The sequence below is a fragment of the Streptomyces sp. NPDC098101 genome (assembly GCF_044760185.1).
GTDB lineage: Bacteria > Actinomycetota > Actinomycetes > Streptomycetales > Streptomycetaceae > Streptomyces.
On sequence record NZ_JBIWAS010000007.1, the window covers coordinates 262,656 to 284,189 of the forward strand.

The window sequence follows — 21,534 nt, forward strand, 5'->3', positions numbered from 1 at the left end:
GGGGTCAGTAGCGCAGGACGGCGGCGATGCGGGCGACGTCGGCCAGGGAGTCGTCCCGTACGAACCGGACCTCGGCCCCCGTCTCCAGGGCCTGCTCGACGATCTCGTCCACGATGTCGTCGCGGGCGTCGAGGTCGGAGGCCTCCGCCGGTTCGAGGTGGTCGCCGTAGTCGCGCACGACCGCCCGGAAGTGCTCCTCGACGGCGAGCAGGTGGATCCGGCCCTCCTTCGCCGCCTGCCACACCTCGTCGAGGCCGCCGGCGTACTCCCGCCGGCCCCGGGCCGCGTCCAGCTCGGCCAGGACGGTGGTCGTCAGGGCCGCCTCGTGGGCGGCGATCAGGGGCTCCACCGCCTTCCGCACCGCCTCCGCGGGCCCGTGCCCCAGGCCGCCCTGCTGGACGGGGGTGGTCCCCTGCGGCAGGGACCCGGTCTCCTCCAGGAGGGCGACGGCGGGCGCCTCGCCGAGCACGTACAGCGGGCGCGGCTCGGAGGCGAGGACGGTCCGCAGCGCCTGGTGCGCGTCCCGGAAGAAGGCGCGGGTGTCCTCGTCCCGGAAGGTGCTCGGCACGTCCCCGACGCGCTCCTCGCGCTCCACGTCCTGGGGCTCCAGGCTCCGCGCGAACGGGAAGCCGTCCCCGGTGTGCTCCACGGTCCGCTCCGGCCCGCCGCTCCACAGCGAGACCCGGTCGGCGGCCACGGTCAGCGCCCAGTACGGGCGTTCGGCGGCCTGCGCGGCGACGAGGTTGCGGGTGAGGAAGGTGTCCGCGAGGACCACCCGCTCCGGCACCTCCCGGGCCACCGTCCACACCTGGTGCTCGCCGGGCGCCACGAAGATCACCAGTCCGTCCTCCGCGTGCACGAGGTCGATCTCGGCGGCGGCCCGCTCCAGCTGGTCCCGCACGTCAGCGCGCCGCTCCCGCGTCACGGCCGGGTCCTCCTCCAGGGCCTTCTCGGCCCGCGCGAGGAGGTTGCGCAGCCGGACGGGGTCCTGGGCGCTGTCGGGCTCGCGGCGGTGGGTCGGCATCACGAGCGACACGGCGGGGTACGGGCGGGGTTGGCGCAGCTTGGCGAGCGCGTCGGCACTGAGCGCGGGGTGCATGGGAGGCCTTTCGGATGGAGGGGAGGGGCGGGGGGCCGCGAGGGCGGATCTCCCCGCGCGTACGGGGCGGGGTTCCCGTACGGGTACGGGAGGGGCACCCGTACGGGCCAGGGCCGGGGAAGTCATGGCGGCGGGAGCCCGGCCTAGGGGGTCGTGGCGGAGACGTGGACGGGGCCCGGGGCGTCCGGCCGGCCCGTGAGCTGTTCGGACAGCTCCCGCTCGTCCTCGTCGCTGAGCGAGGTCTTCAGGACCGTGCCGCCGTGCGGCTGCATCGCCGCCGTGAACTTGTCGTCCGTGATCTTCGACGCCATGATCACGACCGCCGCCGAGCCCGGCTTCAGGAGATCGCCCACCTGCTCGCGGAAGCGGTCGTCGACGCCCGACTTGGCGAGCCTGCCGACCAGGCCGCCCAGGGCCGCGCCGGTCACGAGGCCGACGCCGGGCAGCAGGAACAGGATCCCGAAGATCGCTCCCCACAGGGCGCCGGTGGCGGCGGTGGAGGCCACGACCCGGCTGGAGGTGTCGACGTGGGTGCGCCCGTCGGCGTCGACGGAGACCGTCGCGAGCCCGTTCAGGCGCACGACGTGGTCCCGTTGCAGGTCCTGCACCGTGCCGAGGGCCCGCTCGGCCTCGGCGGGGTCGTCGTAGCCGATGACGATGAGCTCGGACATCCCTGTCCACCTCCAGAAGGCGCCGTGCGGGGCGCCACGGTCCACGCACCGACATCCTTGTCCGGGATGTCCGTTTCCGCGACTCGGTGGAGGCGCCCGGGGGTCCTACGGAGGTGTCCGGGGGCGGCGGCTCAGCGCAGCTCCTCCGGGCAGGCCGTGCCCCGGGAGAGCTTGTACGGGGAGCCCAGGCGGTAGACCCCCGCCTTCGGCGCGACGAGCTCCGTCCACTCGTCGCCCTCCGCGTCCGCCTCCGTCTTGAAGAGGCAGCCCTCCACGTTGGCGAAGACCTTGGGGAGCTCGGTCTCCGACTCCTCGCGGGCCAGCTTCGACTCCTCGGTCTCCTGGGGCGGCTCGATCTTGCCGCCGTCCTCGTCCATGAGTGCGAGCCACGGCGAGTACGGCACGCGGATGAGGACCCGGCCGGGGCTGTCGACCCGGATCACGACCTCGTTCGCCGCCACGCTCTCGACCCGGGCGGGCGGCTCCGCGAGCGGGGTCGGGTCCGCGACCTCGTACAGGCGCCAGTTCTCGTCCGACCAGACCTGCTTCAGGTACGGCAGGCCCTTGTCGACCAGCTCCGCCTCCCGCTCGGCGCCGGAGTCGGGGGCCCCGGTCGGCAGGACCACGAAGTGGACGGCCCAGCGGTCGAGCCAGTCCTGGTAGTTCACGGCGTTGAGGGTGTCGTCGTAGAAGAGCGGGTTGCGCTCCATGTCGGCCTGCCGGTTCCAGCCCCGCGCCAGGTTGATGTACGGGCTGAGCGCGGAGGACTCGCGGTGGCTGGAGGCCGGCACGACCTCGACCCGCGCCTTGCCGGCGCCCCGCACCTGGAGCTGGTTGACCAGCGGCGCCAGCTCGCGCGCCCAGGAGGCGTCCGGGGCGGTGCGGATGACGTCGTCGACGCCCTTGAAGCCGATCCAGAAGTTCAGGCCGGCGAAGGCGAGCAGCAGCGCGTACCAGCGGCGCGAGCGCGGCGCGGTGTACGGCAGGGCGGCGAGCAGCACGACCCCGGCGAAGAGCATCGGGAGCCGCGAGATGTTCGAGCCGATCTGCGAGTCGATCGCCCAGGTCAGGAAGGTGCCGACCGTGTACACGGCGGCGGCGGTGCGGACCGTCCGCCAGTCCTTCGGCACCAGGAGGAGGATCAGGATCCCGAAGACCATCGGGAGCGCGGCCGAGCCGAAGGCCATCGGCTGGGTGCCCGAGAAGGGGAAGAGCCAGGAGGAGAGGGCGACCACGGCCACCGGCGCGAGCCCGAGGGCGTACGCGCCGGGGCGCCGCTTGTTGAGGAAGAGCGCCGCCGCCGCCACGCCGAGGAAGAGCCCGGCGACCGGGCTGCACGCGGTCGCGAGCCCGGCGAGCGGGGCGGCGACCGCGGCCTTGGCCCAGCGCTTGCGGCGCCAGCGGTGCGGCCAGCAGAAGACGGCGGCGACCGCGCCGACCGCGAACAGCATCCCGAGGCCGAAGGTCACCCGGCCCGACAGGGCGTTGCAGAGGAAGGCGAAGACGCCCGCGACCGCGCAGGCCATCGGATTGCGGACCGTCCGCACCCGCACCAGGATCAGCGCGGTCAGCGCGGCCGACAGGGTGCCGGTGATCATCATGGTGGTGCGGACGCCGAGCACCGACATCAGGTACGGCGAGACGACGCTGTACGAGACCGGGTGCATCCCGCCGTACCAGGCGAGGTTGTACGCGGAGTCCGGGTGCCGTCCGACGAACTCGGCCCACGCGTCCTGCGCGGCCAGGTCCCCGCCGCTGTTCGCGACGAGGAAGAACCAGAGGACGTGGGTGAGGGCGGCGAGCCCCGTGGCCACCATGACGGTGTGGCGGCGCTTCCGCCGCCGCACCGGAGCGGCCTGCTCCGGGGCCGGCCGCTGCGCCGGAAGCGGTATTCGCGAGAGCGAAGGCGCGGCGGGTACGGCGGCGGGCACGAGGGGGACGCCGTCGGCCGCGGGACCGGGTTCGGTGCGGAGGCCGGGGCGGGCGGCGGTACCGGGCTCCGTGCCCGTGGAGGACGCGGAAGAGCCGGGGGACGCCGCCCCGGGGGCCTCCCCGGAGGAGCCGGAGAGGGGATCGGAGAGCGGATCGGGCGGGCAGGAGTCCGCGCGGTCGGCGCGTGTCGGCTCGGCGGTGGTCACTGCGGCCCTTTCCCCTGCGTCCCGTAGTCCCGTACGTCCCGTCTCGCTCCGCGCGGAGGTCCACGCGCGCTTTTCGTCGCCCGGAAACGCTAACAGCAGGACGCCCCGGAGAACCGGGGCGTCCAGCCGTGCGGGTGGCTTCCGGGCCGCCCCGCCGCCGCGGGCGGTCAGCCCACGCGGGTGAGCTTCTTGTCGAAGCCCGGCTCCACCAGGTCGGCCTGGAGGGCCACCGGGGAGCTGACCCGGCCCGCGCCCGTGCCGATCGACACCTGGCCGACGACGTCGCCCGCCTTGCCGGTGTGCGGGACGGCCTTGCCCCCGTCGGTGAGGTCGAGCTCCACCTTGAGGCCCGGCCAGCCGACCGCCTTCAGCTCCTTGGTGGCGACGACCGGGGTCTTCCCGCCGAGGCCGTCGTCGACGTAGCCGAGGACCTGGCCCTTGCGGACCACGGCGGCCGAGGTGACGTCCTTCTGGGCCTGCTTGATCAGCTCGTAGCTGTAGTCGATGGAGAGCTGGAGCTTGTCGCCCAGGTACTGGGCGTTCTTGGCCCCCATCACGATGCCGAGGATCCGGCGGTTCTGGCCGTCGACGATGGTGTTCGCCGACCAGAGCAGGTTGCCGCCGGCCGGGGTGGAGGAACCGGTCTTGATGCCGCCGACACCCGGCTTCAGCAGGATGTTGTTGTTGTTCTCGATCCGCCCGGGGATGCCCTCGACGGTCACGTTCGGCATGTTCACGATCTCGCGGAACACGTCGTACTGCATGACTGCCTTCGCCAGCTTCAGCTGGTCCTTCGGGGTCGAGACCGTGCTGTCGAGCAGGCCGGACGGGTCCGTGTACGTGGACTGGGTCATGCCCAGCTCCTTGGCGGCGGCGTTCATCTTCTCGACGAACGCGGCCTCGGAACCGGCGTCCCAGCGGGCGAGCAGCCGGGCCACGTTGTTCGCGGAGGGGATCATCAGGAGCTGGAGCAGCTCCTTCTGCGAGTAGGTCTGGCCCTCCTGGACCGCGGCGGTCGACTCGTGCTCCGCCTTGCCCTGGTCGGCGGCCTTCTTGTCGATCTCGATCTCGGGACCGGTCTGCTTCCCCCTGAGGGGGTGGTCGCGGAGGATCACGTACGCCGTCATCGTCTTGGTGACGGACGCGATCGGGGCCGGCTTCTGGGGGCCGTACGCGCCCATGGAGCCGACGCCCTCGACCTCGACGGCGCCCTGTCCCTCGCCGGGCCACGGCATCTTCAGCTCGCCGCCCTCGAAGGTGTAGGTCGGCGCGGCGGAGAGCGTCAGGGCGGGCGCCGGCAGCGGGCGGACCATCTGCGCGATCGCGAAGACGATCAGGAGGAGCAGGACCAGCGGGGTCCAGATCCGGACCCGGCGCAGGGTCGTCCGCAGCGGGCTCGGCGGCGGGGGCGGGGTGTTCGTCAGCTCCGCCAGCAGGTCGAGCGGGGGGAGCGGGGGCAGCGGCTGCTGCCGGGTCCGCTCCGGCTCGGCGAGCGCCGGCGGTACGGGGGCGGGCGCGGGGGCCTCGTCGGGCGCGGACTCGGCCTCCGGGGCCTTCCGCTCGGCCGGGATGTCGGGCCGCAGCGGCAGGAAGGTGCTGGTGCGCTCGCTGTCGGTGTCGGCACCGACGCCCGCACCAGCGCCCGCCGCGCCCGCCGGGAGCTTCAGGGCGGTCGTCGGCTGGTCGACCGGCGGCCGGATCATCTTGAACATGGCGGTCGGCTGGTCGACGGGCTTCTCGTCTTCGGAGACGTCGGAGACGTCGGAGACGTCGGAGGCATCGACGGAGGCGTCGGCGTCGGCGGCATCACCGGAAGCGCCCTCGGACCCGCCGGTCTTCTCGGAGCCCTCGGAACTGCTGGAGCCCTCGGAGCGGCCGGAGCTCTCGGAACTGCTGGAGTCCCCGGAGCCACCGGAGCCTTCGGAGCCGCCGGAGTCCCTGGCGGGCTCCGGGGCCTTCGCGGGCGCGGACTTGGCCTCGGCGGCCGGCTTCCGGGCGGCGAACCAGGACTCGACGGGGGCCTTTTCGTCGGCAGGGGTCTTGTCCTCGACGGGGGCCTCGCCCTTGGCGACCTCGGCACCCTCGGCGTCCTCGGCACCCCCGCCGGTCCCGGCGCCCTCGGCACCGTCGGCGTTCCCGACCGCCTCGGCGTCCTTGGCGTCCGAGGCGCCCTCGGCGCTCTCGACGTCCTCGCCGGGCGCGTCGGCCTCCAGGACCTCCACGGCCTCGTCCGTGGCGTCGCCCTCGGACCCGGCGTCCGGCTCGGCGCCCGTCCGGGGCTCCTCCGCGACCTCCGGCCCCTCTGAGGCCTCCACGGGCCCCCCGGGCCCCTCCGTGGCCTTCCCGGGCTCCTCCGCCGCCGTGGCGACCCACGCCGCCACGGCCGCCTTGAGCCGCTCGCTCTCCGGCTCCGGCGCGGGCTCGGTCTCGGATCCGGCCTCCGGCTCGGGCTCCGGCTCGGCGGCACCCTTCGGGGCGTCGTCCCCGGGCGTGCGCGGGGCCAGGTTCTTGAACACGGCGGTCGGCTGGTCGACCCGTACCGGCGAGTCCTCGCCCTCCGGGTCCCCGGGGCCGTCGGTCCCCTCCGAGTCCTCCGACGGGGCCGACGAAGGCGCTGACTCCCGGAGCACGGAAAGCCGGGGATCCCGGCCGCCGCCGCCCGGGGCCGCCGTCTCCTGCGACGACCCCTGCTGCTCCGCCTTGTCGGGGGACTCGCCCGCCACCGTGCCTCCTCCATGCGTCATGCGTACGTCCGAACCGTCTACCAGTGTCCTGTGTGAACCCCTTGGCCCCCGTGCTAGACGAGAACGACATACCTACCGGTTCCCGGATGAACCACCCGGGCGCTCTCGACAGATGAATGTGAGAGGGGTCACCCTGTCATTCATCCACGCGGGGAGGCATGGATGGGCAGGAGCCGCAGAACCATTCCGGAGGAGCTTCTGCTGCTCGCTCTGGACCCGACCACGGGTACCACAGCGCAGCCGCAGTCGCTCGACCTCGGTCTGGCCGGAGCACAGCTAGTGGAGCTGGCGCTGGCAGGCCGGATAGCCCCTGACGGGGATCGTATCGCCGTGGTGATGCCACGGCCGACCGGAGATCCGACACTGGACTCCGCACTGGAGCTGCTGCGCAGGCGCGGCAGCCCGGTCCGGGCCGTCCACTGGATAGGCGGGCCCCGACTGGGGCTCCGTCAGACGTATCTCTCGCATCTGGAGCGATGCGGCATGGTCCATGCCGTGGAGGGCCAGATGTGCGGGGTGTTGCCGACGACTCGCTACCAGGCGACGGACACGGCGATCAGTCGGGAGATCCGTGCCCGGCTGGACAGTGCGATCCGCACCGGCGTACCGCCGGACCCGCGGACCGCGGCGCTCGCCGCGCTGGCCCATGCGGTCGGTCTCGGCAAGCACCTGTACCCCGGCAACGAAGGACGGTCGTCGCGGTCCCGGCTGCGCGACCTGATCCGGCACGACCCGATGGGCGGACTCGTGGCGCACGCCGTGATGGACGTCCAGAACGGCGCGGGGGCGCAACCGCGCCGCAGCGCCCAGGGCGTTCCGGCGCAGCCGCGCGGCGGCATGGCCCGCGCGGCGGCGCACTGAGCACCACCGCGCCACACGAACCATCCCGGGAGCCGCACAACAGTGCGGGGCGGTCTGGACGACCGCCCCGCACATGTGCGTTGTCCCCGTTTCCCAGCGCACGCACGACCTTTGGTGGCAGTCTGCCAAGCGGTAGATACTCACAGCTACGCAGCAGACAGCCGGAGGTGCAGTTTCCGTGGCGTCCAACGTCAACCCCACCGTCAGGCGACGCCGATTGGGCCAGGAGCTGCGCAAGCTCCGGGAGGCGAAGAACATGACGGCCGAGCAGGTCGCCGAGCGCCTCCTCGTCTCCCAGTCCAAGATCAGCCGGCTGGAGAACGGCCGTCGCTCCATCAGCCAGCGTGACGTCCGCGACCTGTGCGGCGTGTACGAGGTCGAGGACGAGCGCATGGTCGACTCCCTCATGCAGATGGCCAAGGACTCGCGCCAGCAGGGCTGGTGGCACGCCTTCGGCGACATCCCGTACAGCGTCTACATCGGCCTGGAGACGGACGCGGAGAGCCTGCGGATGTACGAGCCGCAGATCATCCCGGGACTGCTCCAGACCCACGAGTACGCCGAGGCCGTGATCGCCGGGGCGCTGCCGGAGTCGACGCCCGCGGACATCGAGAAGCGGGTCCAGGTCCGCACCCGCCGCCAGGAGCGGATCCGGGACGAGGAGCGCCCGCTGCGCCTGTGGGCGGTGATCGACGAGGGCGCGCTGCACCGGATCGTGGGCAGCAGGCAGTTGATGGTGCAGCAGCTGGAGCACCTGCTCGAACAGTCGCAGCTGCCGCACGTCACCGTGCAGGTGATGCCGTTCGACATGGGCGCACACCCGGGGATCAGCGGGCAGTACTCGATCCTGGAGTTCCCGGACACCTCGGACTCCAGCGTGGTCTACATCGAGGGCGTCACGAGCGACCTGTACCTGGAGAAGGCGCAGGACGTCGGCAAGTACAGCGTCATGTACGAGCACCTCAGGGCGCAGGCGCTGAACGTGGACCAGACGCGGGAGTTCATCTCGAAGATGGCCAAGAAGCACGCCCAGGGCTGAGGCCCGGAACGGGTGGGCAGGCACCGTACACGCAGTAATCGCTCCCACGGAAGCTCCGTTGGAATATGCCACTCGGACGTGTGAACGCCGGTCCCGTCGCCCGGGACCGGCGAGTAGCGTCGATCACGTCGTCGAGAACGTCGGCGCGACACACCACTGGCAGAAACTGGCAGAACCGGAGCTGAGCAGCATGGCGATTATTCAGGGTGGTACGGACACCTGGACGAAGTCCTCCTACTCGGGTGGTAACGGGGCCTGCGTCGAAGTGAAGTCCCCCGTCGTGGCCGCGATCGCGGTGCGGGACTCCAAGGCCCCCGAGGGCCCGTCCCTCTCGTTCGGACCGGGTTCCTGGAGCGCCTTCGTCGGCGAGGTGAGCACCGGGGCCCTCTAAGGCCCCCGGTGTCCCGAGCGGTCACCAGCAGCACGAAAGAGCCCTCTCGTCCGGTCCGCCGTCCTGGCCGAGGGGGCTCGGTCCTTTTCCGGACCGCCCCGCGCCCCTCAGCCCCTCGGGTAGCGCGCCAGCCAGCCCGGCGCGGACTCCCCGGGGGTGTGCAGGGCGGCGCCCTGGGTCGTCTCCATCGCGAAGTCGTCCGCCAGCTCCAGGACCGTCCCGCGGCCCTCCAGTTCGGCCAGCCAGGCCGGCGGGAGGGCCGTGTCGCCGTGCAGGGCGCCGAGCAGGGCCCCGGTGAGCGCGCCGGTCACCGGCGAGGGCCCGTCGTGGTTCACGGCGAGCCGCAGCCCGTGCCGCACGTCCTCGCCGACCAGGGCGCAGTAGACGGCCGCCGCCAACTGCCCCTCGGCCCGGTCCTCCGCCGCCCCGAGGGCGGCCACCCGCTCCGCGTCCGGCACCCCTTCCCGTACGGCTCCGAGGGCGCGGCCGAGGGCTTCGGTGACCGGCTCGTGGCCGGGGCACTCCGCGAGCTGCTCCAGGGCCACGGCCACCGCCGCCTCCACCGGGCCGCCGCGGGCCAGGCCGTGGACGACGAGGGCGAAGGCGCCCGCCGCGAGGCGGGCGGCCGGGGCGCCGTGCGTCTGGGCCGCGCACTCCACGGCGAGCCGGCGGACGAGCTGCGGCTCCCAGCCGACGAGCAGTCCGAAGGGGGCCGAGCGGACGAGGGCGCCGGAGTCGCCGGCCTCCGGGTTCTTCGGCTTGTCGGGGGTGCCGAGGTGCTCGTCGCCGAAGCCGGTGAGGCAGGCGCGGGGCGGGTTGCGGCGGGCGTAGAGCCACTCCTCGTTGGCGAGCCAGCCGTTGTCCTTGCGGCGCTCGTCCGGTCCCCAGTCGCGCTGGGTGGCGGCCCAGCGCAGATGGGCCCGGTGGACGTCGGTGGGCGGGTGCCAGGCGCCGGTGTCGCGGCGGACCTGGGCGCGGATCAGGCCGTCGACGGTGAAGAGGGTCATCTGGGTCGCGGCGGTGACGGCGCCCCGGCGGCCGAAGGCCGGGACGGGGTCGGTGAGTCCGTCAGGTCCGTGGGTCCCGCGCAGCTCCGCGAGGGAGGATCCGCCGGCGCCCGCCCCCAGCGCGTCGCCGAGCGCCCCGCCGAGCAGACAGCCCCGCACCCGGGCCCGGAAGTCCTGCTGCTCGGCACGGCCCCACACGGCTGCGGCTGTCGTGGCCACGACGTGCCCTCCCCCGGTCGGCGGTTCGCTGTCGGTTCCCTCGCCGCACTGTAATGGACCGGATGTGCCCGTCCGGTGGACGGAACGTTATGTGTTCCGACACCCTCGGGGCCGGTTTTGACCGCACTCCGCCGGGGGCGTCCTCACTCGGCCGGGAGCACCGGGAGGAGTTCCGGCAGGTGTCCGTCGGAGGCCTCCGCCGTGCGCCGCCGCTCCTCGGGCACCTCCCCGTAGAGGGTCGTGCGGGGCTTCGCCGGGCGGCCCGCCGCCTCCGCGATGGCCTCCAGGTCCTTGATCGAGCGGTACGAGCCGTAACTCGACCCGGCCATCCGGGAGATGGTCTCCTCCATCAGGGTGCCGCCCAGGTCGTTGGCGCCCGAGCGGAGCATCTCGGCGGCGCCCTCCGTGCCCAGCTTCACCCAGCTGGTCTGGATGTTCGGGATGTGCGGGTGGAGGAGGAGCCGGGCCATCGCGATGACCGCGCGGTTCTCGCGGGCCGTCGGGCCGGGGCGGGCGATGCCGGCCAGGTAGACGGGCGCGTTGGTGTGGATGAAGGGGAGCGTCACGAACTCCGTGAAGCCGCCGGTCTCCCGCTGGATGCGGGCCAGGGTCCGGAAGTGGCCGAGCCAGTGCCGGGGCTGGTCCACGTGCCCGTACATCATCGTGGAGGAGGAGCGCAGGCCCAGCTCGTGGGCGGTGGTGATCACCTCGATCCAGGTGGCGGTGGGCAGCTTGCCCTTGGTGAGGACCCAGCGGACCTCGTCGTCGAGGATCTCGGCGGCCGTGCCGGGGATCGAGTCGAGCCCGGCCTCCTTCGCGGCCGTCAGCCACTCGCGGATCGACAGGCCGGTGCGCGAGGCGCCGTTGACGACCTCCATCGGGGAGAAGGCGTGCACGTGCATCCCGGGGACGCGCTCCTTCACCGCCCGCGCGATGTCGAAGTAGGCGGTGCCGGGCAGGTCGGGGTGGATGCCGCCCTGCATACAGACCTCCACCGCGCCGACCTCCCAGGCCTGCTGGGCGCGGTCCGCGACCTGGTCGAGGGAGAGGGTGTACGCGTCGGCGTCGGTGCGGCGCTGGGCGAAGGCGCAGAAGCGGCAGCCGGTGTAGCAGACGTTGGTGAAGTTGATGTTCCGGGTGACGACGTACGTGACGTCGTCGCCGACCACGTCACGGCGCAGGTCGTCGGCGATCCGGGTCAGGGCGTCCAGGGCCGGGCCGTCCGCGTGGAGGAGGGCCAGGGCCTGCGGGTCGGTGAGCCGCTCCGGGTCGTCGGCGGCGACGGCCAGCGCCTCGCGGACGTCGGTGTCGATGCGCTGCGGCACCATCCCGGGGGCGGCGGCCTCGCGCAGCGCCTCCCAGTCCCCGTACACCTCGTCGAAGTCGTCGCGCCGGTCGGCCGTGCGGCCCTCGGTGTCGATGGTGCGGTGCAGATCGGTGCGGCCGGTGGCGGCGAAGGCCTCGTCGGGCTCCTGCCAGGGCAGGCCGCGCACGGGCGCGTCGGGGTTCGCCAGGCCCGTCCCGGGGTCGGCGAGGGCGCGGACGTGCGGGAGGAGCCGGGGGTCGAGCCAGGGTTCTCCCCGGGTGACGAACTCGGGGTAGACGCAGAGGCGTTCGCGCAGCTCGAAGCCGGCGGCGGCGGACCGCTCGGCCAGCTCCTCGATCCTGGGCCAGGGCCGCTCGGGGTTGACGTGGTCGATGGTGAGCGGCGAGACCCCGCCCCAGTCGTCGATGCCGGCCGCGATCAGCCGCTCGTACTCGGCGTCGACCAGGTTCGGCGGGGCCTGGAGGCAGGCGGAGGGGCCCATGATCAGCCGGGCGACGGCGACGGTGGCGACCAGGTCGTCCAGCTCGGCGTCCGGCATCCCGCGCATCGCCGTGTCCGGCTTGGCGCGGAAGTTCTGGATGATCAGCTCCTGGATCGAGTGGTACGCGCGGGCGACGCGGCGCAGCGCGAACAGCGACTCGGCCCGCTCCTCCAGGGTCTCCCCGATACCGAGCAGCAGCCCCGAGGTGAAGGGCACGGAGGAGCGGCCCGCGTCCTCCAGGACCCTGAGCCGCACGGCCGGTTCCTTGTCGGGGGACCCGTAGTGGGGGCCGCCGGGCTCGGACCACAGCCGGGTCGCGGTGGTCTCCAGCATCATCCCCATGGAGGGCGCGACGGGCTTGAGGCGCTGGAAGTCGGTCCAGGAGAGCACCCCGGGGTTGAGGTGCGGGAGCAGCCCGGTCTCCTCCAGGATGCGGATCGCCATGGCCCGCACGTACGCGATCGTGTCGTCGTAGCCGTGCGCGTCCAGCCACTCGCGCGCCTCCGGCCAGCGGTCCTCGGGCTTGTCCCCGAGCGTGATCAGGGCTTCCTTGCAGCCGAGTTCGGCGCCGCGCCGGGCGATGTCGAGGACCTCGTCGGGCGACATGAACATCCCGTGCCCGGCCCGGCGCAGCTTGCCGGGGACGGTGACGAAGGTGCAGTAGTGGCACTTGTCGCGGCAGAGCCGGGTGAGCGGGACGAACACGCTCTTGGAGTACGTGATGACGCCCGGCCGCCCGGCCGCCTCCAGACCGGCGTCCCGCACGCGCCCGGCGGACGCCACCAGGTCCGCCAGGTCGTCCCCGCGCGCCCGCAGCAGCACGGCGGCCTCGGAGACGTCGAGCGCGACCCCGTCCCTGGCCCGCCTGAGGGCCCGTCGCATGGCGTTCTCGGTGGGACGTGCTGCCTGGTGATCGGTCATGGACCGAGCATACGAGCGGGCGGGGGAAGCCGGGTTCGGGTCCCCGCACCCGGCTCCCCGCCCGGCGGTCCGGGGGTTCGGGTCCTCACAGGTACCGCGCGTACGCGTCGAGCACCCCCAGCACCTCCCCCTCCTCCCCCGGCGGCAGTTGGAGGACCACCTCCTCGCAGCCGAGGTCCGCGTAGTACGCGAGCTTGTCCGGGGTCGGCAGGACCGCGTACGGGACGACCCGGAGCGCCTTCGGGTCGCGGCCCGCCTCCTCCCACGCCGTCCGCAGGACCGGGAGGGCGTCCGCGAGGCCCCGGCCGCCGATCGGCAGCCAGCCGTCGGCCTGCGCGGCGATCTGCGCGAAGAGCTTCGGGCCCGCCGCCCCGCCGACGAGGATCCGGGGCGCGCCGCCGGCCGGCTTGGGCCAGGCCTCGGAGGCCCGTACGGACTCCCCCGACTCCCCTGCGTACGCGGTGGGTTCGGGGGCCCACAGGGCCTTCATCAGGTCGATCCGGTCGCGGCCGAGCCTCCGGCGGGAGGTCCAGTCGACGCCGTGGTCGGCGGCCTCCTCCCGGTTCCAGCCGAAGCCGACGCCGAGGGTGAGGCGGCCGCCGGAGAGGTGGTCGAGGGTGGCGATCTGCTTGGCGAGCGAGATCGGGTCGTGCTGGGCGATCAGGGTGATGCCGGTGCCGAGCCCGAGGCGTTCGGTGACGGCGGCGGCCTGCCCGAGGGCGACGAAGGGGTCCAGGGTCCTGCCGTACTCCCGGGGCAGCTCGCCGCCCGCCGGGTAGGGCGTGGTCCGTTCGACGGGGATGTGGGTGTGCTCGGGCAGGTAGAGCCCGGCGAAGCCGCGCTCCTCCAGCTCGCGCGCCAGCCGCACCGGGGTGATGGTCTCGTCGGTCAGGAAGATCGTGGTCGAGATCCGCATACCGGCACGGTAGGGGGTGGGGCGGGGTTTTCCGAGCCCCCGGACGGCCGCGCGCACCGGAGAAACCGGCTGCGCCCCGTGCGTCCCTCCCCCTACCGTGGCCCGGTGCTGAAGCGAATCGAGGCGTACTACGACGCCGTGCCCCGGTCCTCCGCCCGCGCCGAGGAGTTCGGGCCGCTGACCCTCTTCGTACGGGAGGGGGAGGGCTGGCCCTTCTACGCGCGGCCCGCGTCCGGGCACGAGGGGGAGGTCCCGGTCGGGGCCGTGGAGCGGGTGCGGGCCCGGCAGCGGGAGCTGGGGGTGCCCGAGGCCTTCGAGTGGGTCGCGGAGACGGCGCCGGGGCTGCGGGCGGCCGTGGAGGCGAGCGGGCTCACCGTCCACGAGCACCCGCTGATGGTCCTGGAGGGCGAACCCCTCGCCGTGCCGGAACCCGCGGGCGTCACCGTACGGATGGTGGACGCGGACGATCCGGGCCTGGAGAGCGCCGTCGCCGCCCCGTACGCCGCCTTCGGCTTCCCGCCCGAGCCCGGGACGGCCGAGCGGACGGCCGAGCGGATCGCGGCCGGTCTGACCCGGGTCGCGGCGGCCTTCGCGGGCGGTACGGAGGGGAAGGCCGCCCTCGCGGCCGGGCAGCACCAGCCGGTGGGGGACGTCTCCGAGGTCGTCGGCGTCGGCACCGTCCCGGCGGCCCGGCGCCGGGGCCTCGGCCTCGCGGTCACGGCCGCCCTGGTCGCGGACGCCCGGGCCCGGGGCGCGGACCTGGTGTTCCTGTCGGCCTCGGACGCGGACGTGGCCCGGCTCTACGGCCGGCTCGGCTTCCGCACGGCGGCGACGGCGCTCATCGCGGAGGCGTAGGGGGGCGGGGGGGTGCTTCGGGCCTGGGCTGCGGGCCTGGGCTTCGGGGCCTTGTGCTTCGGGCCCGGCTCGGCCCCGGCCCGAAGCGCCCGGCCCCGGGAAGAACTGCCCCGGGAAGAACTTTCGGGGAAAGTCCCCCGGCCGTGTCACATCCCCGGCCCCCGTTCCGTCGTTGCGGTGAAAGCACCTGCCGAACGAGACGCCGAGGAGCGATCACCATGGCGCACACCCCCGAGGCCCGCATGACCAACCCCGCCTACGTCCTGCCCGACGCCGGTCCCGCGATCCAGGCCCTCGTGAAGGCCACCCGCCAGGGCGGGGTCTCCGAGGAGATCCTGGAGCTCGTCCACCTGCGGGCCAGCCAGATCAACGGCTGCGGCTTCTGCGTCGACTACGGCGCGAAGAACGCCCGGAAGGCGGGCGTGAGCGACGAGAAGCTGTTCGCGGTCGCCGCGTGGCGCGAGGCGCCGTACTTCTCCGACGAGGAGCGGGCGGCCCTGGCGCTCGCCGAGCACGCGACCCGCATCGCCGACAGCACGGACGCCGTGCCGGACCCGGTGTGGGACGCGGCCGCCGACCACTTCGACGAGAAGCAGCTCGCCTCGATCGTGCTGATGGTCAGCCTGACGAACTTCTTCAACCGGATCAACGTCACCGTCCGGCAGCCGGCCGGCGTGGCGATCTGACCGCACGGGGCTCGCGCACCATCAGGACGTCGACCGGGTCCTCGGACTCGGTCGTGAAGCCCTCCCGCTCGTAGAGGCGGCGGGCCGCGCTCCCCCGGAGGACCACGAGGCGGACGGACACCCCGTCCGCGTCGGCCCGGTCCAGCAGGCGGCGCAGCACCGCCGTCCCGAGCCCCCGCCCCTGCACCTCCGGGGCCAGGTAGAAGTGCTCCAGGTGGAGCCCCTCGCCACTCCCGTCCGGGCGCAGGGTCACGCTTCCCGCGAAGGCGCCGTCCACCTCGACGACGGAGGTGTGGGCGGGCGAGAAGCCGTCGCGCAGCCGCTGCCGCACCCGGTGCCCGTCGTAGCGGCCGAGCCGTACGAGGTCGTCCCGCATCACCTCGGCCCGCAGCTCGGCGACGGACTCGACGTCCGCCGCCCGGCCGGGGCGCAGCGCCCAGTTCACCGTCTCGCCCTCAGGTCCCATGGACGGCATCCTAGGAAGCTCGTAACCGGACCCGGCTCCTCCGCGTTGGAGCGGGCATGAAGAGGATCCTCACCGCCGTAGCCCTGACCGCTTTCGCCGCCGCCGGTGCCGCGGGGGCCGCCGGCACCGCGGCCGCCGACACCGGCGGCGTGAACCTGCCCTCGGTCGTGCCGCTCAGCGGCGTCCTGACCCCCAAGGCCGCACCGGCCGGCACGCCCGCGCTGCCGCCCGCGAACGCGGCGGTGGAGCGCCTGCTGCCGAAGCTCTGAATCATCCGAACCGTCCGGGCGGCACCGGACGCACGGAGGCGGCGGGACCCCCCACGGGCCCGCCGCCTCCGCGTCTCCGCGACTCGGGAGTGCGCCGGTCCGCTCAGTCGGCCACCACGAGGGACGGGGTCTCCTTGGTCAGGACCTCGCCGCGGAAGAAGGCGGGGCTGCGGCGCCGCATGACCAGCATGATCACCACGCCCAGGAGCAGCAGGCCGACGCCGATCACGAAGACCGAGCCCATGCCGAGGACGGCGGAGCCGGAGCCGTACGCCGGGTCCCACATGTCGTACAGGGTCTTGCCGAAGACGGCGGTGAGCATGAGGCCGCCGAGCAGCGGCATCAGGCCCTTGAAGGCGAAGTCGCGGAAGGAGCGGAACAGCTCCTTGCGGAAGTAGCGGACGCAGGCGAAGGCCGTGAGCGCGTAGTAGAAGCAGATCATCAGGCCGAGGGCGTAGATGGTGTCGACCAGGACGTGCTCGCTGACCAGGGTCATCACCGTGTAGAAGGCGCCGGTGGCGACACCCGCGACGACCGTGGCCCGGCCGGGGGTCTTGAAGACCGGGTGGACCTCGGTGAAGGACTTCGGCAGCGCCTCGTACGTGGCCATCGCGAGGACCGTGCGGGCGACCGGGATGAAGGTCGTCTGGAGGCTCGCGGCGGCGGAGGCCAGGACCGCGACGAAGAGCAGGACGCCGAGGGTGGGACCCATGACGGGGCCCGCGAGGGCGGCGAAGACGTTGTCGGAGGTCTCCGGGTTGGCGAGGCCGAGGCCCTGCTCGCCGGAGCCGACGACCATCTGGGCGGCGATGCCGGTGGCCAGGTAGGAGCCGACCAGGACGACCATCGCGATGAGGGCGGCGCGGCCGGGGGTCTTCTCGCTGCCGGTGGTCTCCTCGTTGGTCGCCATGCAGGCGTCCCAGCCCCAGTACATGAAGATCGAGAGCGAGAGTCCGGCCGTGAAGGCGGCGAAGGACTGCACCGCGAAGGGGTTCATCCAGGACCAGGAGAAGTCGACCGAGGTCTCGAAGGAGCCGGCCTTCGTGAGGGCCATGCCGACGAAGACGGCGAGGACGACGAGCTGGAGGCCGACGAGGGCGTACTGGACGCCCTTGGTGGCGGTCATGCCCCGGTAGCTGATCGCGGTGGCGGCGGCGATGAGCGCGAGGCAGGTGACGATGTGGACGGCCTTGTTGCCGTCCAGGGCGGCGACGGATTCGCTGCCGCTGATCTCGCCCGCGAGGAGCCAGAAGTAGGAGGTCGCGACGCCGGCCAGGTTGGAGAGCACGATGATCGTCGCGATGACCAGGCCCCAGCCGCACATCCAGCCGATCTTGGGCCCGAAGGCCTTCACGGTCCAGGTGAAGGAGGTGCCGCAGTCCGGCATGGCCTTGTTGAGCTCCCGGTACGCGAAGGCGACGAGGAGCATCGGGAGGAAGCCCGCGAGGAAGACGGCGGGCATCTGGAGCCCGACCTCGCCGGCGGTGGAGCCGAGCGTCGAGGTCAGACAGTAGACGGGGGCGACGGTGGAGACGCCGATGACGGCGCTGCCGAGGAGGCCGACGGAGTTCCCGCCGAGCCCTTTGGTGCGCACGCCGCGGGCGTCGCCCGGGGCGTCGGCGCCCCTTACCGTGTCTCCGGCCAGCGGCCGCGCTTCCACCTGAGTCATGAACAGGACGTTAAATGCTGCGGTTTCCACATCCGGAGGTTCGGAATCCGCGCGACTGATCGATCGTCGCCTTGCATTGCGGGGGTCGGGGCGGCCACTCACCAATGATTGGAAGATCGACCAACCGGACCACCCGACCAACCGGTAGGTCCGTCGGACGACGTCCGATATGCGGGAACCGCAGCGGAGCCCCAAATGTCCGTTTCAGAATTTTCCCGAGGAATTTTTCGCGCGGTCACCGGGGGCTTCGGCGGGGAGGACGGGGCGGTACGGGGCCGGTCGCCCGGGTCGCGGTACGGGGTGCGGAACGGGATCCGGAGCCGGTCGGGCCCCTCCGGACCTCGGCGGACCCCGCCACCGCGCTCCCGAGGGGCCCGTCGACGCCCCGTACAACGGTCCGGCAACGGCTCCGCTCCGGTCGGCCCGATGCTGACGGGGCCGCTCCGGACAAGGCAAACTGTCCTGGGCGAAACCAGCGGTACGGCAGGGGGAGCTATGGACCGTGAGGACGGGCCGCGAGTCCCGGCGCAGCGGGCTGCGGAAACGGGCGGGGACGCCCTGACGGGCCCGGTGGCTCCGGAGGCCTCGGATGTGCCGGCGGATCCGGCGGTTCCGGATGTGCCGGAGGCCCCGGAAACCACGGACGTTCCGGTGAATCCGGCCGGCCCGGCGGCCCCGGAAGCCCCGGTGATTCCGGCGGGCACGGTGGACCCCGTCTCTCCCGCGAGCACGGCGGTGCCGGCGGGCACGGCAATACCGGCGCGGGCGGGTGAGGGCGCGGGCACGGACGCGCACCGGGCCGCCGCCAGCGGAGCGCTGCGTTTCGGTGTGCTCGGGCCCGTGCGGGCCTGGCGGGGCGACGCGGCCGTGCCCACCGGATCGCCGCAGCAGCGCGCCCTCCTCGCCGCCCTCCTCCTGCGCGGCGGCCGCACCGCCACCGCCGCCGAGCTGATCGACGCCCTCTGGGGCGAGGAATCACCCTCCCAGGCCCTCGCGGCCGTCCGCACCTACGCCTCCCGGCTCCGCAAGGCCCTCGGCCCCGAGGTCCTGGTCAGCGAGTCCGGCGGCTACGCCCTGCGCGCCTCCGCCGCCGCGCTCGACCTCACCGCCGCCCAGGAGCTGGCCGGCGAGGCCGAGAAGCTGCGGGCCGGCGGGGACCGCGCGGCGGCCCGGGCGCGGCTCGCCGAGGCCCTCGACCTGTGGGACGGCGAGGTCCTGGCCTCCGTGCCGGGGCCGTACGCCGAGGCACAGCGCACCCGCCTGGAGGAGTGGCGGCTCACCCTCCTGGAGACCCGGCTCGACATCGACCTGGAGGTCGGCGCGCACGCCGAGGCCGTCTCCGAGCTGACCGCGCTCACCGCCGCGCACCCGCTGCGCGAGCGCCTGCGCGAACTGCTCATGCTGGCGCTCTACCGCGGCGGACGGCAGGCCGAGGCGCTCGCCGTGTACGCGGACACCCGCCGGCTGCTCGCCGACGAGCTGGGCGTCGACCCGAACCCCGAGCTCTCCCGGCTCCAGCAGCGCATCCTGCGGGCCGACGCCGAACTGGCCCGGCCCGTCGAGGAGCCCGCCCCGGCGGCCGCGCCCGTCGCGCGCCCGGCGCAGCTCCCGGCGACCGTGCCGGACTTCACGGGCCGCGCCTCCTTCGTACGGGAGCTGGGCGCCCGGCTCGCCACCGCCGAGGGCCACGTCATGGCGGTCTCGGCGCTCGCGGGCATCGGCGGCGTCGGCAAGACGACGCTCGCCGTGCACGTGGCCCACGAGGCGCGGCCGCACTTCCCGGACGGGCAGTTGTACGTGGACCTCCAGGGCGCGGGGTCCCGGGCCGCCGCGCCCGAGACCGTCCTCGGCTCGTTCCTGCGCGCGCTCGGCACCCCGGACTCGGCCGTCCCCGACTCCCTGGACGACCGGGCCGCGCTCTACCGCTCCACGCTGGACGGGCGCCGGGTCCTGGTCCTCCTGGACAACGCCCGGGACGCGGCCCAGATCCGCCCGCTGCTGCCCGGTACGGCGGGCTGCGCGGCCCTGGTCACCAGCCGGATCCGGATGGTCGACCTGGCCGGGGCGCACCTGGTCGACCTGGACGTGATGTCCCCGGAGGAGGCGCTCCAGCTCTTCCTGAGGATCGTCGGCGAGGAGCGGGTCCGGGCCGAGCGGGAGGCCGCGCTCGACGTGGTCGCCGCCTGCGGCTTCCTGCCCCTGGCCATCCGCATCGCCGCGTCCCGGCTCGCGGCCCGCCGGACGTGGACGGTGTCGGTCCTGGCGGCCAAGCTGGCGGACGAGCGGCGGCGGCTCGACGAGCTCCAGGCGGGCGACCTGGCGGTCAAGGCGACGTTCGAGCTGGGCTACGGCCAGCTGGAGCCGGCCCAGGCCCGCGCGTTCCGCCTGCTCGGCCTGGCGGACGGCCCGGACATCTCGCTCGCGGCGGCGGCCGCCGTCCTCGACCTCCCGCTCTGGGACACGGAGGACCTCCTGGAGGCGCTGGTCGACACGTCCCTGCTCGAATCGGCGGCCCCGGGCCGCTACCGGTACCACGACCTGGTCCGGCTCTACGCGCGCGCGTGCGCGGAAAGGGACGAACAGCCCCCGTCGGAGCGCGAGTCGGCGCTCTCCCGCCTCCTGGACTTCTACCTGTCGACCGCCGCCCGCGTGTACGCCATCGAGCGCCCCGGCGACCGGCTGGTCGACCACCTGGAGCCCACCGCGTACGACGGCCTGTCCTTCACCGACCGCCACGAGGCCCAGGACTGGCTCTACGCGGAGGCCGACTGCCTCCTGGCCACGGTCCGCCAGTCCGCCGCCTCCCCCACGACGCTGCGACGGGGCGTCGACCTGCTGTGGGCCTCCCTCGACCTCGCGGAATCGGGCGCGAACTCCCGGGAGTACGAGGCGGTGGCGACGGTGCTGCGGGGGGCGGCGGGGCGGGTGGGGGACGTCCGCGCGAAGGGCCGCGCGGCGCTGACCCTGGCGTACGTCCAGCACGTGACCGGCCGGTTCGACGAGGCGGACGGCGAGGCCCACGAGGCGATGGAGCTGGCGTCCTCGACCGGGGACGCCCTCCCGCTGTGCTGGGCCGCCAACGCCCTCGGGATCATGGCGCTCTACCAGGGGCGCACGGAGGACGGGGAACGCTTCCTGACCCAGGCCACCACGGCGTTCCGCGGCTGCGACGACGAGGCCGGCGAGGCCAGTGCCCTGTGCAACCTCTCCCGCATCCACCTGGCCATGGGACAGACCGACGTCGCGGTCGAACTCGCCCAGCGCGGCACCGCGATGTACGACACGATGGGGCACGCGCTCAAGGGCGCCAACGGCCGCTACGCGCTGGGGCTCGCGCTGACCGCGAGCGGACGGCTCGACGAGGCCGCGACCCGGCTCACCGAGGCCCTCGACGTCTTCCGGGACAGCCGGCAGCGCCTCTGGGAGGGCATGTCGCTCTTCCGGATCGCCGAGGTGGACATCGCGGCCCGCCGGTACGCCCAGGCCGCCTCCCGCTCCGAACTGGCGCTGGTCGTCCTCCGCGGGGTCGGCGGCGAATGGCGTCGCGGACAGGTCCTCGTCGTCCTCGGCCGCGCCCTGTCCGGGATAGGGCAGCACGGCCGGGCGCGGGTCTGCTGGCAGGAGGCGCTGGACATCTTCGTCGAACTCGGGTCGCCGGAGGAGTCGGACGTGCGGGCCCTGCTGCGGGAGACCGCCGTCGCGTAGCCGCTGAACTGCCCGTTCATCGTTCGTTTATGAGGGTCGGGCAATGTTCTCCCCACGATCCGTCGCGTCG

General features: G+C 73.7%; 16 protein-coding genes. 7 read left to right on the plus strand and 9 right to left on the minus strand.

Translation table 11 applies throughout. From position 1 onward, the window contains the following. Positions 1 to 4 precede the first annotated feature (4 nt). The 4 genes from ACIQVI_RS28720 to ACIQVI_RS28735 form a co-directional block, all read right to left on the minus strand. On the minus strand, positions 5 to 1,099 hold the full coding sequence (locus ACIQVI_RS28720) for a chemotaxis protein (RefSeq protein ID WP_403601020.1): 1,095 nt from the start codon (positions 1,097 to 1,099) through the stop codon (positions 5 to 7). Between the two features lie 143 nt (positions 1,100 to 1,242). Next, positions 1,243 to 1,770 (minus strand): DUF1269 domain-containing protein, encoded by a 528-nt coding sequence (locus tag ACIQVI_RS28725; RefSeq protein WP_401546755.1) that lies wholly within the window; start codon positions 1,768 to 1,770, stop codon positions 1,243 to 1,245. 131 nt (positions 1,771 to 1,901) lie between these two features. Next, on the minus strand, positions 1,902 to 3,908 hold the full coding sequence (locus ACIQVI_RS28730) for an MFS transporter (RefSeq protein ID WP_403601023.1): 2,007 nt from the start codon (positions 3,906 to 3,908) through the stop codon (positions 1,902 to 1,904). Between the two features lie 167 nt (positions 3,909 to 4,075). Beyond that, positions 4,076 to 6,652 (minus strand): serine hydrolase, encoded by a 2,577-nt coding sequence (locus tag ACIQVI_RS28735; RefSeq protein ID WP_403601026.1) that lies wholly within the window; start codon positions 6,650 to 6,652, stop codon positions 4,076 to 4,078. 162 nt (positions 6,653 to 6,814) lie between these two features. On the opposite strand from ACIQVI_RS28735, the gene ACIQVI_RS28740 reads away from it, so the two are divergent. The 3 genes from ACIQVI_RS28740 to ACIQVI_RS28750 all read left to right on the plus strand — a co-directional run bounded on the left by ACIQVI_RS28740 (position 6,815) and on the right by ACIQVI_RS28750 (position 8,943). Beyond that, a complete protein-coding gene (locus ACIQVI_RS28740) occupies positions 6,815 to 7,513 on the plus strand; it encodes a GPP34 family phosphoprotein (protein WP_030219076.1) in 699 nt (232 codons plus the stop codon). A 178-nt stretch (positions 7,514 to 7,691) separates the two neighbouring features. Further along, positions 7,692 to 8,552: a helix-turn-helix transcriptional regulator gene (locus tag ACIQVI_RS28745; RefSeq protein ID WP_351974349.1), complete on the plus strand. Its 861-nt coding sequence runs from the start codon at positions 7,692 to 7,694 to the stop codon at positions 8,550 to 8,552. A gap of 190 nt (positions 8,553 to 8,742) precedes the next feature. Next, positions 8,743 to 8,943, plus strand: coding sequence for a DUF397 domain-containing protein (locus tag ACIQVI_RS28750; protein ID WP_053640748.1), 201 nt, complete (start codon positions 8,743 to 8,745; stop codon positions 8,941 to 8,943). 107 nt (positions 8,944 to 9,050) lie between these two features. On the opposite strand, the gene ACIQVI_RS28755 is transcribed toward ACIQVI_RS28750, so the two are convergent. From ACIQVI_RS28755 to ACIQVI_RS28765, 3 genes are all read right to left on the minus strand, one after another. Continuing rightward, complete coding sequence (locus tag ACIQVI_RS28755; protein ID WP_403601031.1) at positions 9,051 to 10,169, minus strand: ADP-ribosylglycohydrolase family protein; 1,119 nt, start codon at positions 10,167 to 10,169, stop codon at positions 9,051 to 9,053. Positions 10,170 to 10,312: 143 nt separating this feature from the next. Next, a complete protein-coding gene (locus ACIQVI_RS28760; RefSeq protein WP_403601034.1) occupies positions 10,313 to 12,898 on the minus strand; it encodes a bifunctional FO biosynthesis protein CofGH in 2,586 nt (861 codons plus the stop codon). 85 nt (positions 12,899 to 12,983) lie between these two features. After that, the gene (locus tag ACIQVI_RS28765) at positions 12,984 to 13,814 is read right to left on the minus strand and encodes an LLM class F420-dependent oxidoreductase (RefSeq protein ID WP_403601037.1); all 831 of its coding nucleotides are present in this window, start codon (positions 13,812 to 13,814) and stop codon (positions 12,984 to 12,986) included. Between the two features lie 105 nt (positions 13,815 to 13,919). Between ACIQVI_RS28765 and ACIQVI_RS28770 the strand changes: the two genes are divergently transcribed. Together ACIQVI_RS28770 and ACIQVI_RS28775 are read left to right on the plus strand one after the other, a co-directional pair. After that, complete coding sequence (locus ACIQVI_RS28770; RefSeq protein WP_351971963.1) at positions 13,920 to 14,669, plus strand: GNAT family N-acetyltransferase; 750 nt, start codon at positions 13,920 to 13,922, stop codon at positions 14,667 to 14,669. 218 nt (positions 14,670 to 14,887) lie between these two features. Then, positions 14,888 to 15,355, plus strand: a complete 468-nt coding sequence (locus ACIQVI_RS28775; RefSeq protein WP_121828364.1) for a carboxymuconolactone decarboxylase family protein — start codon at positions 14,888 to 14,890, stop codon at positions 15,353 to 15,355. Here ACIQVI_RS28775 and ACIQVI_RS28780 read toward each other — a convergent pair. After that, positions 15,321 to 15,821 carry a GNAT family N-acetyltransferase gene (locus ACIQVI_RS28780; protein WP_403601041.1) on the minus strand — a complete coding sequence of 167 codons (501 nt, stop codon included), beginning with the start codon at positions 15,819 to 15,821 and terminating at the stop codon, positions 15,321 to 15,323. The two genes, ACIQVI_RS28775 and ACIQVI_RS28780, sit on opposite strands and share 35 nt — an antisense overlap. A gap of 56 nt (positions 15,822 to 15,877) precedes the next feature. Between ACIQVI_RS28780 and ACIQVI_RS28785 the strand changes: the two genes are divergently transcribed. Further along, complete coding sequence (locus ACIQVI_RS28785) at positions 15,878 to 16,090, plus strand: hypothetical protein (RefSeq protein WP_383409910.1); 213 nt, start codon at positions 15,878 to 15,880, stop codon at positions 16,088 to 16,090. A gap of 103 nt (positions 16,091 to 16,193) precedes the next feature. Here the strand turns inward: ACIQVI_RS28785 and ACIQVI_RS28790 are convergent, their stop codons facing one another. After that, the gene (locus ACIQVI_RS28790; protein WP_351971960.1) at positions 16,194 to 17,759 is read right to left on the minus strand and encodes an APC family permease; all 1,566 of its coding nucleotides are present in this window, start codon (positions 17,757 to 17,759) and stop codon (positions 16,194 to 16,196) included. Between the two features lie 705 nt (positions 17,760 to 18,464). On the opposite strand from ACIQVI_RS28790, the gene ACIQVI_RS28795 reads away from it, so the two are divergent. After that, entirely contained in the window at positions 18,465 to 21,464 is a 3,000-nt protein-coding gene (locus tag ACIQVI_RS28795; RefSeq protein ID WP_403601046.1) for an AfsR/SARP family transcriptional regulator, read from the plus strand. The last annotated feature ends 70 nt before the right edge of the window (positions 21,465 to 21,534 follow it).

Bases quoted from the DNA above. Each gene is read 5' to 3' on its own strand.
- ACIQVI_RS28720 (WP_403601020.1), bottom strand. From the start codon at position 1,099: ATGCACCCCGCGCTCAGTGCCGACGCGCTCGCCAAGCTGCGCCAACCC.
- ACIQVI_RS28725 (WP_401546755.1), bottom strand. From the start codon at position 1,770: ATGTCCGAGCTCATCGTCATCGGCTACGACGACCCCGCCGAGGCCGAG.
- ACIQVI_RS28735 (WP_403601026.1), bottom strand. From the start codon at position 6,652: ATGACGCATGGAGGAGGCACGGTGGCGGGCGAGTCCCCCGACAAGGCG.
- ACIQVI_RS28740 (WP_030219076.1), top strand. From the start codon at position 6,815: ATGGGCAGGAGCCGCAGAACCATTCCGGAGGAGCTTCTGCTGCTCGCT.
- ACIQVI_RS28750 (WP_053640748.1), top strand. From the start codon at position 8,743: ATGGCGATTATTCAGGGTGGTACGGACACCTGGACGAAGTCCTCCTAC.
- ACIQVI_RS28760 (WP_403601034.1), bottom strand. From the start codon at position 12,898: ATGACCGATCACCAGGCAGCACGTCCCACCGAGAACGCCATGCGACGG.
- ACIQVI_RS28765 (WP_403601037.1), bottom strand. From the start codon at position 13,814: ATGCGGATCTCGACCACGATCTTCCTGACCGACGAGACCATCACCCCG.
- ACIQVI_RS28775 (WP_121828364.1), top strand. From the start codon at position 14,888: ATGGCGCACACCCCCGAGGCCCGCATGACCAACCCCGCCTACGTCCTG.
- ACIQVI_RS28780 (WP_403601041.1), bottom strand. From the start codon at position 15,821: ATGGGACCTGAGGGCGAGACGGTGAACTGGGCGCTGCGCCCCGGCCGG.
- ACIQVI_RS28785 (WP_383409910.1), top strand. From the start codon at position 15,878: ATGAAGAGGATCCTCACCGCCGTAGCCCTGACCGCTTTCGCCGCCGCC.
- ACIQVI_RS28790 (WP_351971960.1), bottom strand. From the start codon at position 17,759: ATGACTCAGGTGGAAGCGCGGCCGCTGGCCGGAGACACGGTAAGGGGC.